This window comes from Desulfitobacterium sp., assembly GCF_982384815.1.
On record NZ_CEVWNY010000028.1, the window covers coordinates 13,653 to 29,768 of the forward strand.

A 16,116-nucleotide genomic window follows, 5' to 3' on the forward strand; every position below is an offset into this window, starting at 1 on the left:
CATTTTGGCGAGGTGATTTTGTGAAAAAGGCATTTAAATATATAGGTATTATCGTAGTTGCAATTGCCGGCTTATTTTTGAGTTTATACTTTAATCATGCTATTGGTACTCCTAAATCGAAGATTGAGAAGGATGCAAGAATTTCCCATAAAATTGATACTAGCTGGCAAGTGGCAAAAGCAACAACGGATACCATGTCTGCCATGCTTTTTTATGATGAGAACCATAGTGACTACACATTTTCAATCTATGAAAATAGAAAAGGGTTATCATTCGGCTACTTCTTCCGAAGCGGAGGTTCAACCAATGTGGAAAATGAAGGTATTGCTGAATACAAAGCAGAAGGTCGTCAGGAAAAGGCTTATCTTTCAATGAACAGGCAGCAGGCTGCAAAAATTGAAATTGACAATGGAAACACTATTAAAATCATTGACATTGATCATACAAAACCCTTTGCGGTTATTTTGCCTGTTGGCATCGGTGCAATAAAAATTTACGATAAAGACGGCAATGTGTTGCCAACAATCCCCCAAACATTATGAGTTAATGGGGTAATTCTATTGCAAGTAATACGCCTACCCATCCGGATTTATCCACTCTTTCAATAAAGCAACTCGAAAAAGAGCTTGCCCAATCAAGAAAGATCTAGAAAGTAATATTGCCGTTTCAATGCTCAGACACTCGAGATAATGCCTCGGCCTTCGAGGTTCTTTCCATCATGAACTGCGTAGGCTCCGGAAAGACCATCTTGACAGAGCATCACTCTAAATATTGCAGTTTTGCAATAAGGCGTGGTAAACTAACTAAGCGGGAATAAAGTTTTTTGTCAAAGGGGTTTAGCTTTATCTAAGAAAGGAAAAACAGCTATGAATAATTCCAAAAGCAAACTGTTTCTAACGATTTTTTGGATAGTGCTTCTTTTAGTTTTTTACTATTTTTCACTTGTTCCGATTAACCTTCAATCCCCCAGCTTTTGGGCCTTTTTAATTTGCGCTTTAGCCTTGGGGGCTGGTTTATTCCTTTTACATCAACTTTTTGTAGAAAGAAGATTCACCCTAACCAAGCATATTTCTTCCTATCTGATTGTAGCTACCCTCGTGGTCGCTATCCTAGGTGGAATTATGTTTATCTACTCCATGCCTATTTTCCATGCTAAGGCATATGCTAATCTTCTCGAAAAGAAAGAAGGGAATTTTGCCACCGATGTAACGGAAATACCTTTCACTCAAATTCCTACTGTGGATAGGGATACGGCATTAAGATTAGGGGATCGGAAAATGGGAGAAATTGTAGAGCTGGTCTCTCAATTCAACGTAGCTCCTGATTACACCCAGATTAATTATCAGGGAAAACCGGTACGGGTCTCTCCCTTGGAGTACGCCGGCTTCTTTAAATGGTTGAATAATACCAAAGAGGGTCTCCCCAGCTATATCATGGTGGATATGGTCAACGGGAAAGTCGATTTGGTGACTCCGCAGCAAAGTATCAAATACTCGGAGAGCGAACTGTTTTTTGAGAATGTAAGGAGATACCTAAGACTTCACTATCCTACTGCTATGTTCGGTGACTTTAGCTTTGAGGTGGATGAGCAAGGAACACCTTACTGGATTGTTTCTGTACGGGAAAATAGGATCGGACTTTTCGGTGGAACAGATATTAAGGAAGTAATTATGCTTAATGCTTCTACCGGAGAACACCATAAGTTAAAAGTGGCTGAGGTCCCTGAATGGGTAGATCGGGTCTATGATGCCGGAATCGTAGTCAATCAGGTCAATTATAATGGTCGTTACCAAAATGGCTTCCTTAACTCTATCATTGGGCAGAAGGGCGTTCTTGCTACCACAAAAGGGTATAACTACCTGGCTCTCAATGATGATGTCTATCTATATACAGGGATTACTTCAGTAGTTAGGGACGAATCCAATATCGGTTTTATCCTCGTCAATATGCGGACTAAGGAAACAACCTTTTACAGTATTCCTTCGGCTGAGGAATATTCAGCTATGGAAAGTGCCCAAGGGGCAGTTCAGGAAAAAGGCTATACTTCTACCTTCCCCCTTCTCCTTAATATCGAGGGAAACCCCACTTATTTTATGTCCTTGAAGGATGCGGCAGGGTTGATTAAGATGTATGCTTTGGTAGATGCCCAGGATTACCAAAAGGTTGTGACCGGAAACACTGTGGAGGAGACCTTCAATAAGTTTACCAACCGAACTGGAACGGTCACAGAAACGAAGCCTGAGGAGCCGAAAGAAGAATTCGACATTCAAGGGAAGATTACGGATATTCAAAGTGTGGTTATTGGTGGAAATACCTTCTACTATATGCTTCTGGAAGGCCAAGGGGATGTCTTTAGGGCCAATATAACAGTGTCGGAGAAACTGCCTTTCCTGAAAATCGGAGATGAGATCCAGGGTAAATTCGTCAAGGAATATCAAGGAGTTAATACGATAGTAAGGTTATCCTAATAGGCTTCGGTTTTTGTAACCTCCGGCAGACTTGTCGCTATCAATACGATGTAGCGTAGGAGAGCGAAGTCGTGCCCTTATGTGTCCGAAAGCTTAATTCTAAATAGCTTAATTAAGGAGCCGTGAGAAGCTTTGACTTACTCACGGCTTAAATATTGATTATTTCATCTCTATGACCACTAATTTTCCCCTCGTTCAGTTGGGTTATCATCGTTTCTGATAAGGAATTGGTTAAGACTCTTTCTCCCCTATGGCAATGACTTGAGTTTTTTTTACTTATTCCAAAAGGGATAGTTAAATCATTCATCTAAACTTCCTACTGATTTTTCCTTTGTCGTTTTATATTAACTTGCACTTTCCCTTTTGATCAGCTCATTGCCTACCCAAGCGGCAATTCCTCCTTTGATTAAATCTCCGGCAATAAAGGGCAGAAACCCAGTAGAGAGGACAAGGGCAACGGTAGTTGGTTTTTCTAATACGAAGTGCATTATGAAATAGAAATAGCTTAAACCAATCATATATAATACGATTATACCCGCAAGGACCGCAAAGACAGCGGAGAGAAGACCCTTGCGGTTGTATATTTTGCCGACTACATAAACTGCCCCTATGTCACCTAGAAGGTAACCAAAGGAAGGCTTTAATACATAACCGATACCCCCAAAGGGAGCACTGGCAAAGACGGGTAAGCCCATTAAGCCTAGAAAAACGTAGACCACCATGGCTAGACTTCCGTATCTCGGACCAAGGATTAGTCCGGTAAGCATGACAAAGAGGGGCAGCACACTGAAGGGAACTAAGGCAGGGGAGGCCCAGCGCATAATCATCCCGGCTAAGCAGAGTAGAGCCGCCATAGCAGCAGTTTTGGCCAGATTTTTTGTTTCCATTGCATACATCCTTTCTTTTGGGGTAAGGTGCCTCCGGAGAAGTATTATGACCTTGGCTGCTTTTACTAAGGCAAGCTACTGTAAAGATTGAGCGGTCGGGATGAGGCAAGTAAAACCCCTGATCATAAGAGTTTATTGTAAACCAATGTAGTGAATTATAGTTTACAATATGCTATGATATCTAACAAGAGAAATTTTAGCTATTTATAAAGTATAAGTATGCAGGCTAGGGGCAACCAGGTTTCGCCTGCGCCAAGGAACAAGTGCTTGGGGTGTATGATGGGATGACAATGGAATTATGGGGCAGAAATATTAGCCATAGAGTTATCAATAATATTACTTTTTCTCTCCGTCAGGGGGAAGTGGTTGCCCTGATGGGGCCAAACGGGGCCGGGAAATCCACTTTAGCCCGGATCATAGCCGGCTTAATTGAACCTGAGGAGGGGGAGCTTGGCTTTGTAGAGGATGGAATAGAAAAGCCTTGGCAGGAAGTAAAACATTGGCAGCAAATTGGGATTATCGGGCAACACCCCAGGCGGCAAACTATTGGCGCAACAGTGGCGGAAGAATTAGGCTTCGGGCTTTTGAATTTAGGATATGAAGTAAAAAAGGTGCAGGAAATGGTTAAGGAAATAGCCCATGACATGGGGCTAGGGGATAAGCTTAACCAATCACCCGCCACCCTTTCCGGCGGCGAGAGGCAAAGACTTGTTTTTGCGGCCATCCTAGCTCTTAAACCCTCCTTTCTCATCTTGGATGAAGCTCTAAGTATGCTTGACGAAAGATCAGAAGAAGCTTGCCTCGCGCAATTGAATATTGAGGGAAAAGGGATCGGACAGCTTTGGATTACCCATGACCCTCAGCTAGCAGTCAAAACTGATCGCCTCTGGGTTATGAGTGAAGGAAAACTTATTGATGCCGGGTTACCCCAGGATGCCCTTAAGGATGAAAAGTTTTGCGAAAAATTTTCAATTCGGCCTATCCTTAGGTCAATTGATTTAAAAAATAATAATTCCCAAGAGGGAACTTGGGATAAATATATTAGGCTGCAAACTCTGCGGCAGGTGGGGGGGAATATCAAAGCCGGTAGTAATATGAAAGAGGATACGAAAATTAGTACTACCGCAGATTTATGTCAAGCCACTAATCTTTATCTTGAGCAAGGTGCCCTTCTTCAGTGGGAAGAGGCTAGATACTCCTCCCGATTACAGCTTACCGAGCAAATCAAAGCTAAGAACTTCTTGGCCATCCTTGGGCCATCAGGAGCGGGAAAATCCACTCTACTTGAGAGTGCGATTGCTTTGCTTAAACCCAGGTCAGGCAAATATCTCGCTTTTGGTCAGGATGTTACCAATGAAAACGCTGAGCTTAGACAGAAAATCAGGTTGATCCTCCAAGAGCCTGGGGAGTATTTTATCGGCAGTACTGTGGCTGACGAAGTCTTCTACCTCCAAAGCAAGAAGGAGAGGCAAGTCAAGGCCGGTCTTAATTTTGATTATTTGGAAGTATTCGGAATACCTCGCAAGCGGGCCGCTGCTTACCCCGAGCATTTGAGCGGGGGAGAGCGTCAACGGGTCGCATTGGCAGCAGCCTTGGAATCCTTACCGGAAGTGCTTTTGCTGGATGAGCCATTATTGGGACTGGATGCCGAAGGATGGACTATGTTCCGGGGCTTGCTCAGGGAATTAAAGAGGAAGCTGACCATAATTTATGTTACCCATGATTTGTCGGAGGTCCGGGATATGGCTGATGAAGTGTGGCTAATTGAAGAAGGGAAAGTTTCCTTTAAGTGTTTGGGTACGGATATTGATCGACATGAGGGACGTTTGAAGGAGGCCGGTGTGCGTTGCTAGGAGGAGAACTATATTTATCGGGAAATAGTTCTTTGCATAGAGCAGACCCCCGACTCAAAATCGGAGGTCTGGTAGGGCTGGGGTTTTTGATGACCACGGTGGAAGTTGGGGGGTTACTGGTTTTAACAGGCGGCTTTCTGATGCTGCTTTGGGCCAGCCGTATACCTTTTAAAGCCATGGGAGCAGTGTTCAAAGCCTCTATCATCTTAGGCTGCTTTTATACACTTTTGCTGGGATGGAGCTGGAGTGACAGTTGGCATTTTTGGGCGGGGACCTGGTCCTTAGCAGGAGCGATTCAGGGACTAATTATGGGCTGGAGGATTCTGCTTGTCTTTCTTTTGACCCGTATTTTTACGGCGGTTACTTTGCCCACGGAACAAGGGTTTGGCATTGCTTACTTTTTCACCCCATTTAATCGGTTCAGTAAAAAGGCGGCGGATTTTGCCCTTTTAATTACCTTAACCTTACGTTTTATTCCCTTACTAATTGAAGAAGCAGGCTTGCTTTACAAAGCTCGCTTGGCTAAAGGGAGTTTGCCTTCAAGTTGGATAAAAAAAGTTAAGGAGCTAGCCGGCCTTTTGCTTCCCCTACTCCGTATTACCCTGCGCCGAGCTGAAGAGCTGGCGGAAAATCTCGTGGCCAGGGGGTATGTTTCCGGGGGGTATAGGGTCTTGGGAGCGAAGGAATGGGAACGGGAGGATACCTGGGGCGCAGCTCTCCTTTTATTATGGGGAATCACCGCCTTAGTGGCGGATGGATGGGTCAGTCTACAGTTCTTCGTGTAAAATGCAGGAAAATAAAGAGGAAATAGGCAGTATGTAGAGAATAAAGTTGAAAAGTAGAAATGGTTACTTAGCGCGAAAGAGAAAGTTCTATTAATGGAAGGAGGAGTGCATATCCCTGAAGGTGAATATTTTTGGCGTGTCAAGGATACCGTTGGTTTTATAATAGCGTTTGTGGTTTTCCTATTTTTACTATTTGGGCCAATTTTTGGAATGGATTTAGTCAACCTGTATTATTCAATTACAGCCGAAGAAGTCCTTGAGCAATATGAATCATATCTTGATAGATACAAGACTATGAATTTGAATGATACTATCAGTGTAGGGGATAAGAATTTTGTATTTCGTGAAAATGTCTTATATAGGATTAACGATAATCAAGAGATAGAAATTGGCGATTTGAAGCTTAATATTGTTCGAAACATTATTAGTGGAGATACGATTCCAAGGTATACATTTAAGGATAATGGGGAGTTCTATTACATCTCCGGGGATAAGTTATACCGAATAGATGATAAACTCATATTGGTGACTCAACTTAAGGAATATCCCGAAGGATTTTATCTTAGCAGTGGAAACCTCTTTTATGCATATGGTTGGGAAAAGAAATTAACCAGTGGCAGTTTAGGAGGGCCAATTGGTAAGAGATATAAGAAATACCAATACGAAGCATTAAATTTAACAACATTGGAGTCTATTGAAATATCTAAAACTAAGTACTTAAATTCGAGACCAAGCTCGTAGAGTAAGGGGCTGCCGTCCTTGGTTGGGGGACGCTTCGGGGAGGGTTCAGATCAATGAACAAAATACAAATATCCATTTGGCTTATAATTTGCTTTGGCGAGGAAAGGGAGAAAGCTGGCTCATGATAAAGAAATCGGGGGTAAAGAATAGTGGATGATTTAGTTAAGATTGAGAAGGCTAAAGAAATATTGCTTAAGATAGCAAAAGGGATTGATCCGATAACCGGAGCTAATATTGATGAAGACAATTTCCTCAACGACCCTAGAATAATCCGCTGTTTTTACTTCGTTAGTGAAATACTTGACAATGTAACGAAGGGCGTTTATAGTTCTAATCGAGAAAAGCTGACGGAATTTGTTATTACACCTGAACAAAAACAGATGGTTAAGTTTCCAGAGGATAAAATTGGGGTCAACGAATTTTCCAAATGTGTTAACTCCTGCTTAGATCTGAGTAAAAGTAAACGGCTTACCGGAGTAGAGCTAAACAAAAAGCTAAAGGCTCTGGGAATATTAGGGGAGGAAAAGTTAGAGACGGGAAAGACACGTACGACTCTTAATGAGAATTCTGCAGACTTCGGGTTTGAAGCTGAGCGGAGAACTTATAATGGTAACGAATACGAAATGGTAGTAATTAATAATAAGGGCAAGCAATACTTGTTGGAAAATATCGAATCCATTATGGCAGCGAAAATAGAGAGTTAAAACGGATATTTACTAAAGAGAAAAGAGGAGCAGTGGCAATGAAGGGGAAAAGCAGTGTTGTTTTGTTAATTTTTGTATTAATCTTATCTTTATCCGGTTGTACAGGTTCCAGCTACCCGGAAAATGTGATCGCAGTCGTTAATAAAGAAACAATTACCGAAGCGGACATCGCGGAGGTATTAAAGGAGAGAGAACTAAGTATCGAAATATTTGGGATGTTGCAAGAAGTAAACGGTGAAAAGGACGGCACTTCCCCAAAAGAGGCCATGCTCCAATCGTTCGGAATTAAAGAAGAAGAAATGAGTCAGGCTGAGAAAAGGTTTTTTGATGATGTAGAACGCACCTCAACCAAGACGTTAAATAAGAATGAAGCGCTTAATATCTTACTTACCGAGGAGATCCTCTACCAAGAAGCGGTAAAACAAGGTCATAGCATGCCTAGCGAAAGAGCGAAACAAGTTCTTGAAGAAAGTAAAAAAGTAAATATGGACATGTTGGCTCAAGATGAAGAAGTATTCAAAGAATACAATAATCTTGTCGAAAAAGCCGCACCGATCTATCAGAAATATGGTTTTGCTTCTGAGGATGATTATTTGAACCAGCGCCTTGATAAAACTGCCCGGTCCATGACGGTTAATTCCATGAACCATATCTTTGATGTAGTTGTGGCGGATAAATTACCCGGACAGGACCCCCGGCAAATAGAACTTGCTAATGCCTGGACAGATTATGGTGAATTTCTTTTGAGCAAAGCTAAAGTAAAAATACTCAAACCGGAATACAGCATTGTACATTACGGGGAATCCTGGAGTCAGGGTAAACTAAAATTAGCTGCACAAACTGAAAAATAAATTGCGCCGACTAAGGGGTGTGGATTATGAATGTCCTAATTTTCGGTGGAACAGGTTTTTTAGGAGGGCACCTAACTAAGGAGTTACTGTCTAAGGGATATCAGGTAGCTATTGTCACCAGAAATCGATCAACTACGAAAAATAAGTTTAGCAGCAACGTTGAAATAATTGAGTGGGATAACCTTTCTCCACTACCCTCATCCAATCAATTGAGGAAAATTGATGCAGTTATTAATTTAGCGGGAGAGTCTATCGGCAACCGTCGCTGGTCGAGCTCGGTGAAGATGGAGATTTTGAATAGCAGGATTAATACCACTCGGTTTATTGTTAATGCAATAAATGAGGGAATCTTAGAACCTAAACTACTGATCAATGCTTCGGCAGTGGGATATTATGGTCCTCGGCATGATGAAATGGTAATTGAGAGTGAGGAGCCGGGGCAAGATTTTCTAGCTGAAGTTTGCCGGAATTGGGAAAGGGAAGCTTATAAGGTTAAAAGTGAATTGACCAGAGTTGTAACTATACGGACAGGAGTGGTGTTGGGCAGCCAAGGTGCACTTACAAGGATGGTAACGCCTTTTAAACTATATGTCGGTGGTCCGTTGGGTAATGGAAATCAATGGCTGTCGTGGATCCACATTCAAGACCTGATCAGCATCTTCAGATTCATTATTGAACATAATGAAGTGATTGGTCCAGTAAATGGAACAGCCCCTCATCCTGAAAGGATGAGGGACTTTGCAAAAATTTTAGGGAAGGTTTTAAAAAGACCTGCGTGGTTTCCGGTTCCCGAATTTATATTGAAACTGGTGCTGGGCCAAATGTCTGAAATGTTACTGCACGGTCAAAGAGCTATTCCGCAGAAAATTCTTGATGCCGGTTTTAGGTTTGAGTTTTCCGATCTAACTTCTGCATTAGAGGATATTATTGGAGAAGGAAAACTAAAGGACAATAAAGGGGTTTGAAAGGGCGCAGAAAAATGGAAATTATCTTCTTCATTTTCTTACTAATAGGCATATTCTTCATTATTGGCGTGTTAGACTATATGAAAAAGTCACTTCGGCAAAGGGAAGACCAAATTGCTCAAATGGATCGTTTTATTGAGCTGTATAAAACTGCCAATGGATTAAATCCGGTGGGTAAAAATAATGAAACGGATAATTAGAGATATTGTCTATGGGGGTATCGAGTAGGATAACTAGATTAACTTTTCCAGATAAAAACAAAAGTCCAAGGGTCACCTTTAATAGGGTGCTCTTGGACTTAAATTATTATGTCAGCTTCAAGTTAAATGAGCAACCCAAATAACTCGGGATTATCGTTGATTCGGGTGTATTGGAAACCCTTCTTATCCATATTTTCGATAAGGGCCTGATAATCTTCTTTGCGAGAAAGCTCAATACCGATGAGGGTTGGGCCTTTTTCTTTGTTGTTGGATTTGATGTATTCAAAACGGGCAATATCATCATTAGGACCTAAAACATCAACTACGAATTCCTTCAGGGCACCGGGTCTTTGGGGGAAGTTGACGATGAAGTAATGCTTTAGCCCTTGATCCAGCAGCGAACGCTCTTTGATTTCCGGGGTTCTTTCAATATCATTATTGCCGCCGCTGATGATGCAGACAACATTTTTGCCTTTGATTTTGTCCTGATAAGCATCAAGTGCCGCGATAGGCAGGGCACCGGCCGGTTCAACCACGATGGCACTATCGTTATACATTTCCAGGATTGTGGTGCAAACCTTTCCTTCCGAGACCACAATAATATCATCTATCACTTCTTGGCAGATTTCAAAGGTCAAATCCCCAACCCGTTTGACAGCGGTACCATCGACAAAGCTATCGATATTTCCTAAGGTGACTACTTCATTTTGTTTTAGGGCAGCCTTCATGGAGGCCGCACCGGTAGCCTCTACACCGATGATCCGGGTCTTAGGACTTAGGCTTTTCATAGCGGTTCCCACACCGGACATCAGGCCGCCCCCGCCAATCCCTCCGAGCACAAAATCCACCGACCCTTCCATGTCATTGAGGATTTCCATGGCAATAGTACCTTGACCGGCAATGACCAGAGGATCGTCAAAGGGGTGAACAAAAGTTTTGTTGGCTTCTTCACAATGAGCTTTTGCTTGATTAAAGGCATCATCGAAGGTATCACCGGTTTGGATTACTTCAACGAATTCTCCACCGAAACGCTTAATGGAGGAAATCTTTTGCTTTGGTGTGGTAGAAGGGACATAGATGCTTCCTTTAATACCCAGTGCTTTGCAGGAATAGGCAACCCCTTGGGCGTGATTGCCTGCACTGGCACATACAACCCCATTGCTTAAACGCTCTCGGGGAATACTATGGACCATATTATAAGCACCCCGGAGCTTGAAGGAACGGACCACTTGCAGATCCTCGCGCTTTAAGAAAACATTGCATTGGAATTTCTCTGAGAGAAGGTCATGGCGATACAAAGGTGTCTTATTAATAACTCCTTTCAAAGCTTGCCCGGCTTTGATGATATCCTCTAAAGCTACTTTTCCCATTAACAATTTAACCCCTTTCCGCATTCCCACGGTTTGTCAGAATCACTTTATCTATTTCTTAACCGCCGTATAATTAAACAAGAAGTTTTTTTGCTTAACAAAAACTAATGTGATTGAACGAGACTTCCTTCAGTGGGGGATCGCCCCCCGCTGAAGGTTAGTCGAGTCCATACTGGACTTAACCGCCCTTTGGCACTCGCCGCCTATAGAGGCGGGTGTCTTAGGGCGGATTAGTTCAGTGATAAATACCACGTAATAGTTTATCTATCCATGATACTCTTGCTTTTTTAGGAAGTCAACCGGCCTTTTTCTATATTTTCAAAGGGCAAGCCTAGTTAATTTTGTGCACCATTCAAAGACGGTGAAATTTATGCTACAATTTACTCAGATGGGTTAGGTTTTGTTTTCGTTTGCCAAGCAGGGCCTAAAATTCTATTAGTAATCAGTTTATCATGGCTGGAGCAGTCTTAACTCTTAAGTCGCCAAATGAAGGGGGTTCTTCAATGCCTTGGTTATATCGAATCATGTGGTCTCTAGCGATCGTCTTTTTCATACTGGCCATCGTAGTTTTCTCCGTCTGGGCCGTGCTTATCGGAGCGGTATTATATGCCATTTACCGTCTATATCTCTATTTTGTCCACAAAAACGGACTCGGTTCTAAAGGAAAGGCTGGACAAAGCGGACGGGTTTTTTACAAGGTGTATACTAATTACGGCGGAACCGCCCAACCCCGGGATAACAATTCTTCGAAGGGCTACGGTAATGGAGAAATAATCGATATGCCGGTGGAGGAAGTCACGTCCGGTTTAAATAATTTTGATCCTAAGGATTAGTGTAGTTATTAAGAGAGCGATAATAATAACAGCGTGTCGTGACCTGGGTCACGACACTTTTTTTTACAATCAGGTACCCTTAGCTTAAGAATAAGGGGGAATCGATATGAGTAATGATCTACTAAAGGAACAGCATAAGACTATTCGCCGGGAGATTATGGAGATTGAACAGGCTATGAGCAAAGGAAATATCGATGATCAGGCCTTTGATCTCGCTTTAAAAATCGGCAAATTATCCGGTATCCTGGTTCTTCACTTAAAATCCGAAGATAATTATCTCTATCCACAATTAAAAAGCTCGAAGGATGAAGCTTTGCGAAAGACAGCAGATCAACTCAATCTGGAAATGGGTTCTTTAGCCGCTGAGTTCATGAAGTACAAAAGTACATATATGTCGGCACCTAAGATTAAAGCCAATAACCTAAAGTTTGTTGAAGACACCAAAAAGATTATTACGGCCTTAAAAAATCGCTTGGATCAAGAGGACCAAAGGATCTACCTATACATTTAGCCAACTAGATTCCAGCCAAGGGCAAAGAGGTGAGAGTAACTCAGTGGTTGCACAGATACTGAAGACCGGATGTGTCTTTATTGATAACCGGGGAGTGATTTGCTCCATTGATGCGGAAGTTGCTCAACTGCTCCACGTAGAATCATCAGAGGCTTTAGGACGCCGCCTGACTGAGATCTTTCCCCATACTCGTCTTCTCGAAGTTCTGGTGAATCAACAGCTTTTATTAACTGAGCAAGTTATTAACCAACGGAAATTACGCTTGGGATATTTCCCGGTGAAAACTACCCAGGGTTTTTCCGGAGTATTAATGGTTGTTGAACCTTTGACCGGGGATCCTTCGGACAATCAGGAAAATCAAGCATTAATCGATCTCTATGAAGGGATCCTGGCGGAGTTACCCTTAGGCCTTGCCGTGGTCAACCGGCAGGGCCGTGTGGTGTTTATGAATACTTGCTACAGCAAACTGGTAGGTTGTTCTCCGGAAAATTCTTTGGGCCTACCCCTGGAAAAAAAGGTTCCTTTTTCGAGGATCTCCGAGATTTTGCGGACCGGAAAACCCCGACTACAGATCGATATTGAGTATCAGGGCAAGGTTTTCCTTTTATCTGAGTCCCCTATATTTTCTCAAAACCAAGTTATTGGCGGGATTAGCAAAGTTCTCTCCCGAGAGCAGGTTGAGGGCCAAGATTTCCGTTCCCTCACCCAGCGGGTCCAAGTGTTGGAGAACAAGCTTCTTTTTTATAAGGGGGAACTCTTTGAGCTGCGCAATCAGCGGTCTCCCTTGGACGAAATTCAAGGGCAAAGCACGGAAATGCTCAGGTTAAAACAAGTGGTCCAAAGAGTAGCTTTCCACGATGCCAATGTCTTGATTACCGGCGAGAGCGGCACGGGAAAGGGACTGGTGGCCCATACCATTCATCAGCTCAGCCCGCGTAAGGAAGAGCCTTTTATTAAGATCAATTGTGCGGCGATCCCGGAAAATCTTTTGGAATCGGAGTTATTTGGTTATGAAGAAGGAGCTTTTACCGGTGCCTTAAAAGGCGGCAAGCCTGGTAAGTTTGAATTGGCCCAAGGGGGAACGATTTTCCTTGATGAGATTGGGGATATGCCTTTAGCCATGCAGGCGAAAATTTTACGGGTCCTGCAGGAGAAATCTTTTGAGCGGATTGGGGGAAGTAAGACCCTCACTGTGGATGTGCGCATAATTGCCGCAACTCATCGGGATTTAATGAAGCTGATTGAGGATGGACAATTTCGCCTCGATCTCTATTACCGGATCGCGGTGATTAGTTTGGAGTTGCCTCCTTTGCGGGAACGCCCTATGGACATTAAGCCATTAACCTCCGAAATTATTCAAAAGCTGCAGGTAAAGTATGGTAGGCATATTCAAGGACTTACCCCAAGGGCGGAAAAAGTTCTCGGTAATTATGCTTGGCCAGGTAATGTGCGGGAATTGGAAAACGTGATTGAATATGCTTTTAATTTTTTAGAGTCCGGGGAAGAAAAGGTGGATGAATCCCATCTGCCGTCACATCTTCTGCAGCCTTCCTTCTTTGCTAAAGAGGAGCGAGCTTCAAGGGGCCCAGCACCAAAGCTTAACGATGCTCTTCCGGTTATTATTTCCTTAGAGGACGCAGTGGCTAAGGCGGAAATCGAAGCAATCCTCCGGGCTTTGGAGCTTACCCAAGGAAATAAGCAGGCTGCTGCCCGCGTCCTCGGCATCCATGTTTCCGGACTTTATCAAAAGCTAAAAAAGTATGCTGATTATATCCAGGTCCAATGACTTAATGCAAATCCTCAAAATAGTTTTGACTTTAAGGAGAGCCTAAGGCTGATGAGTAAACTTAGAGATGTTATCGATAAATTGAAAGATAGTTCATCCCTGGATTCTAATCCCCCTGTACCGGTGGATGAATGGATTTATTCTACTTGCGGGTATTGTTCCGTAGGCTGTGGTCTTTATATCGGAGTCAAAAATGGGCAAGCGGTGACTGTGGTCAGCAATCTTGATTCTCCTGTCAACTGGGGAAGGCTCTGTGTCAAAGGGCTTTATGAATGGAAGTTCCTTCACCATCCTGAACGGGCCACCACCCCCATGATTCGTAAAAATGGACAGTTGGAACCTGTTTCTTGGGAAGAGGCCTATGCAATGCTGACAGGCAAGATTAAGCAGATTTGCCGGGAGCAGGGACCGGAGGCTTTGGGAATATATCACACCGGACAGCTTCAATTAGAAGAATATTATGCTTTGGGAAAACTGGCTAAGGGAGTAATCGGGACCCCCAATCTCGATTCTAATACCCGTTTGTGCATGGCCTCAGCGGTCAAAGGGTATATTCGCTCGTTTGGCACCGATGGGCCGCCCGGCTGTTATGAAGATGTGGACCAGGCGGAGGTGCTTTTTATCATTGGAGCTAACCCTGCGGAGATGTATCCTCAGCTTTGGCAACGGATACTACATAGGCGCGAAGAAAAGGGAACGAAGATAATTGTAGCAGATCCCCGGGCTACCCTGCCTGCGCAATTAGCCAATATTCATTTGCGCCTGGGACCGGGAACCAATGTGGCTTTACTTAACGCCATGATCCATGTCCTGATCCGGGAAAAACTACTGGATGAGGAAATGATTCAAGAGCATACGATAGGGTTTGCCGAGGTTGAAAATCTGGTCAAAGGTTATCCCCCGGAGCGCGGGGAGGAGTTAACGGGAGTTCCTGCCGAGTTGATCGAAGAGGCTGCACTGCTCTTTGGCAGAGCAGCCACAGGGGTGACGCTTTTTTGCCAAGGGGTTAATCAGAGTATGTCTGCCACCGGTACAGCTACCCTCATTAATACTTTGCATCTGATTACCGGCAAGATTGGCAAGCCCGGATGTGCACCTTTTTCTTTAACCGGTCAGGCTTCAGCTATGAGCAACCGGGATGTGGGGGGCAGTGCCTCTTTACCGGGATTTAGAAATCCTGCCAATCCTCAGCATCGCCAGGAAGTAGCTGAAGTCTGGGGGCTGGAGGCGGAAAGGATTCCTAAGCAAACGAATGATATTATGCAGATGATGGAGCAGATTGATTCCGGGAAAATGGATTTACTCTGGGTCATCGGCACTAATCCGGCGGTATCCCTTCCGGACCAAAAGACAGTCAGGGAACGGCTGGACCGGGTTTTTCTTGTGGTGCAGGATGTTTATTACCCCATGGAAACGGCTTGTTACGCCGATATTTTTCTCCCTGCGGCGCAATGGGGAGAAAAGACCGGTACCTATACCAATCTCGAGCGGCGCGTAAATATTGGTTATCAAGCTGTGAAGCCGCCGGGGGAGGCCAAATCCGACCTGGTAATTTTCCAAGAGGTGGCTCATGGCCTTGGTGCAGCGGAGGCTTTTGCCTGGCAAGGACCCGAAGAGGTCTTTAATGAATGGAAGAAGCTTTCCCGGGGAAGGCCTAATGATATGTCCGGAATGACCTATGAGCGGCTGGAAAAGGAATGGGGAATCCGCTGGCCTTGTCCGACTCTCAATCATCCCGGTACGGAGCGGTTGTATACCCAGAGAGTTTTTAATACTGCAGAGCAAATGGCTCAGGAGTACGGTGAATTTGTTCAGGCGGAAGGCCGAGCCAAGCTTTGGGCGATTCCTTATGTTCCGCCGCCGGAGGTACCTGATAAGGAATATCCTTTTTGGCTTAATACCGGCTCTATCCTTGAGCATTATCATACCCGTACGAAAACTAAGCGCATCCCGGAGCTTGTTATTACTGCCCCCGAAGGATTTGCCGTAGTTCATCCGGATGATGCCGAACAGCTTTGTCTTCAAAACGGGGAAAGGGTACGAATAGTTTCCCGGCGGGGCTGGATTCAGGTTCCTGCCCAAATCAGCGATATAGTAAGCCCCGGGCAAGTGTTTGTGCCTTATCACTTTGGGGATCTCGACCCGGGAGAAGAGCATTTAAA

The 16,116-nt window shown here is 43.8% G+C and carries 14 protein-coding genes; 12 read left to right on the forward strand and 2 right to left on the reverse strand.

The features are described 5' to 3' along the window. The first annotated feature begins 20 nt into the window (after positions 1–20). Positions 21–542, forward strand: a complete 522-nt coding sequence (locus AC1U9U_RS06535) for a hypothetical protein (protein ID WP_479959747.1) — start codon at positions 21–23, stop codon at positions 540–542. Positions 543–866: 324 nt separating this feature from the next. After that, positions 867–2,468, forward strand: coding sequence for a hypothetical protein (locus AC1U9U_RS06540; RefSeq protein WP_479959748.1), 1,602 nt, complete (start codon positions 867–869; stop codon positions 2,466–2,468). Between the two features lie 344 nt (positions 2,469–2,812). Here AC1U9U_RS06540 and AC1U9U_RS06545 read toward each other — a convergent pair whose 3' ends face one another. After that, a complete protein-coding gene (locus AC1U9U_RS06545) occupies positions 2,813–3,355 on the reverse strand; it encodes a biotin transporter BioY (protein WP_479959749.1) in 543 nt (180 codons plus the stop codon). A gap of 284 nt (positions 3,356–3,639) precedes the next feature. Between AC1U9U_RS06545 and AC1U9U_RS06550 the strand changes: the two genes are divergently transcribed. The 6 genes from AC1U9U_RS06550 to AC1U9U_RS06575 all read left to right on the forward strand — a co-directional run bounded on the left by AC1U9U_RS06550 (position 3,640) and on the right by AC1U9U_RS06575 (position 9,254). Continuing rightward, on the forward strand, positions 3,640–5,208 hold the full coding sequence (locus AC1U9U_RS06550) for an ATP-binding cassette domain-containing protein (RefSeq protein WP_479959750.1): 1,569 nt from the start codon (positions 3,640–3,642) through the stop codon (positions 5,206–5,208). Continuing rightward, the gene (locus AC1U9U_RS06555; protein ID WP_479959751.1) at positions 5,202–5,993 is read left to right on the forward strand and encodes an energy-coupling factor transporter transmembrane component T family protein; all 792 of its coding nucleotides are present in this window, start codon (positions 5,202–5,204) and stop codon (positions 5,991–5,993) included. Before AC1U9U_RS06550 ends, AC1U9U_RS06555 begins: the two co-directional genes overlap by 7 nt. 93 nt (positions 5,994–6,086) lie before the next feature. Further along, positions 6,087–6,734 carry a hypothetical protein gene (locus AC1U9U_RS06560; RefSeq protein WP_479959752.1) on the forward strand — a complete coding sequence of 216 codons (648 nt, stop codon included), beginning with the start codon at positions 6,087–6,089 and terminating at the stop codon, positions 6,732–6,734. 149 nt (positions 6,735–6,883) lie between these two features. Next, complete coding sequence (locus AC1U9U_RS06565; RefSeq protein WP_479959753.1) at positions 6,884–7,438, forward strand: hypothetical protein; 555 nt, start codon at positions 6,884–6,886, stop codon at positions 7,436–7,438. A gap of 38 nt (positions 7,439–7,476) precedes the next feature. Then, entirely contained in the window at positions 7,477–8,289 is an 813-nt protein-coding gene (locus AC1U9U_RS06570) for a hypothetical protein (RefSeq protein ID WP_479959754.1), read from the forward strand. Between the two features lie 26 nt (positions 8,290–8,315). Next, positions 8,316–9,254, forward strand: coding sequence for a TIGR01777 family oxidoreductase (locus AC1U9U_RS06575; RefSeq protein ID WP_479959755.1), 939 nt, complete (start codon positions 8,316–8,318; stop codon positions 9,252–9,254). Positions 9,255–9,576: 322 nt separating this feature from the next. Here AC1U9U_RS06575 and ilvA read toward each other — a convergent pair whose 3' ends face one another. Then, a complete protein-coding gene (ilvA, locus tag AC1U9U_RS06580; RefSeq protein WP_479959756.1) occupies positions 9,577–10,824 on the reverse strand; it encodes a threonine ammonia-lyase IlvA in 1,248 nt (415 codons plus the stop codon). A gap of 503 nt (positions 10,825–11,327) precedes the next feature. Here ilvA and AC1U9U_RS06585 point away from each other — a divergent pair. The 4 genes from AC1U9U_RS06585 to AC1U9U_RS06600 form a co-directional block, all read left to right on the forward strand. Beyond that, entirely contained in the window at positions 11,328–11,657 is a 330-nt protein-coding gene (locus tag AC1U9U_RS06585) for a hypothetical protein (protein ID WP_479959757.1), read from the forward strand. Between the two features lie 106 nt (positions 11,658–11,763). Next, positions 11,764–12,168 (forward strand): hemerythrin domain-containing protein, encoded by a 405-nt coding sequence (locus AC1U9U_RS06590; protein ID WP_479959758.1) that lies wholly within the window; start codon positions 11,764–11,766, stop codon positions 12,166–12,168. Positions 12,169–12,211: 43 nt separating this feature from the next. Further along, entirely contained in the window at positions 12,212–13,954 is a 1,743-nt protein-coding gene (locus AC1U9U_RS06595) for a sigma-54 interaction domain-containing protein (RefSeq protein ID WP_479959759.1), read from the forward strand. Positions 13,955–14,005: 51 nt separating this feature from the next. After that, the coding region (locus tag AC1U9U_RS06600) for a molybdopterin oxidoreductase family protein (RefSeq protein ID WP_479959760.1) at positions 14,006–16,116 on the forward strand (2,111 nt) is incomplete at its 3' end.

Coding starts and splice junctions, on each gene's coding strand:
- AC1U9U_RS06540 (WP_479959748.1), top strand. CDS start 867: ATGAATAATTCCAAAAGCAAACTGTTTCTAACGATTTTTTGGATAGTG.
- AC1U9U_RS06545 (WP_479959749.1), bottom strand. CDS start 3,355: ATGGAAACAAAAAATCTGGCCAAAACTGCTGCTATGGCGGCTCTACTC.
- AC1U9U_RS06550 (WP_479959750.1), top strand. CDS start 3,640: ATGACAATGGAATTATGGGGCAGAAATATTAGCCATAGAGTTATCAAT.
- AC1U9U_RS06560 (WP_479959752.1), top strand. CDS start 6,087: ATGGAAGGAGGAGTGCATATCCCTGAAGGTGAATATTTTTGGCGTGTC.
- AC1U9U_RS06570 (WP_479959754.1), top strand. CDS start 7,477: ATGAAGGGGAAAAGCAGTGTTGTTTTGTTAATTTTTGTATTAATCTTA.
- AC1U9U_RS06575 (WP_479959755.1), top strand. CDS start 8,316: ATGAATGTCCTAATTTTCGGTGGAACAGGTTTTTTAGGAGGGCACCTA.
- ilvA (WP_479959756.1), bottom strand. CDS start 10,824: ATGGGAAAAGTAGCTTTAGAGGATATCATCAAAGCCGGGCAAGCTTTG.
- AC1U9U_RS06585 (WP_479959757.1), top strand. CDS start 11,328: ATGCCTTGGTTATATCGAATCATGTGGTCTCTAGCGATCGTCTTTTTC.
- AC1U9U_RS06590 (WP_479959758.1), top strand. CDS start 11,764: ATGAGTAATGATCTACTAAAGGAACAGCATAAGACTATTCGCCGGGAG.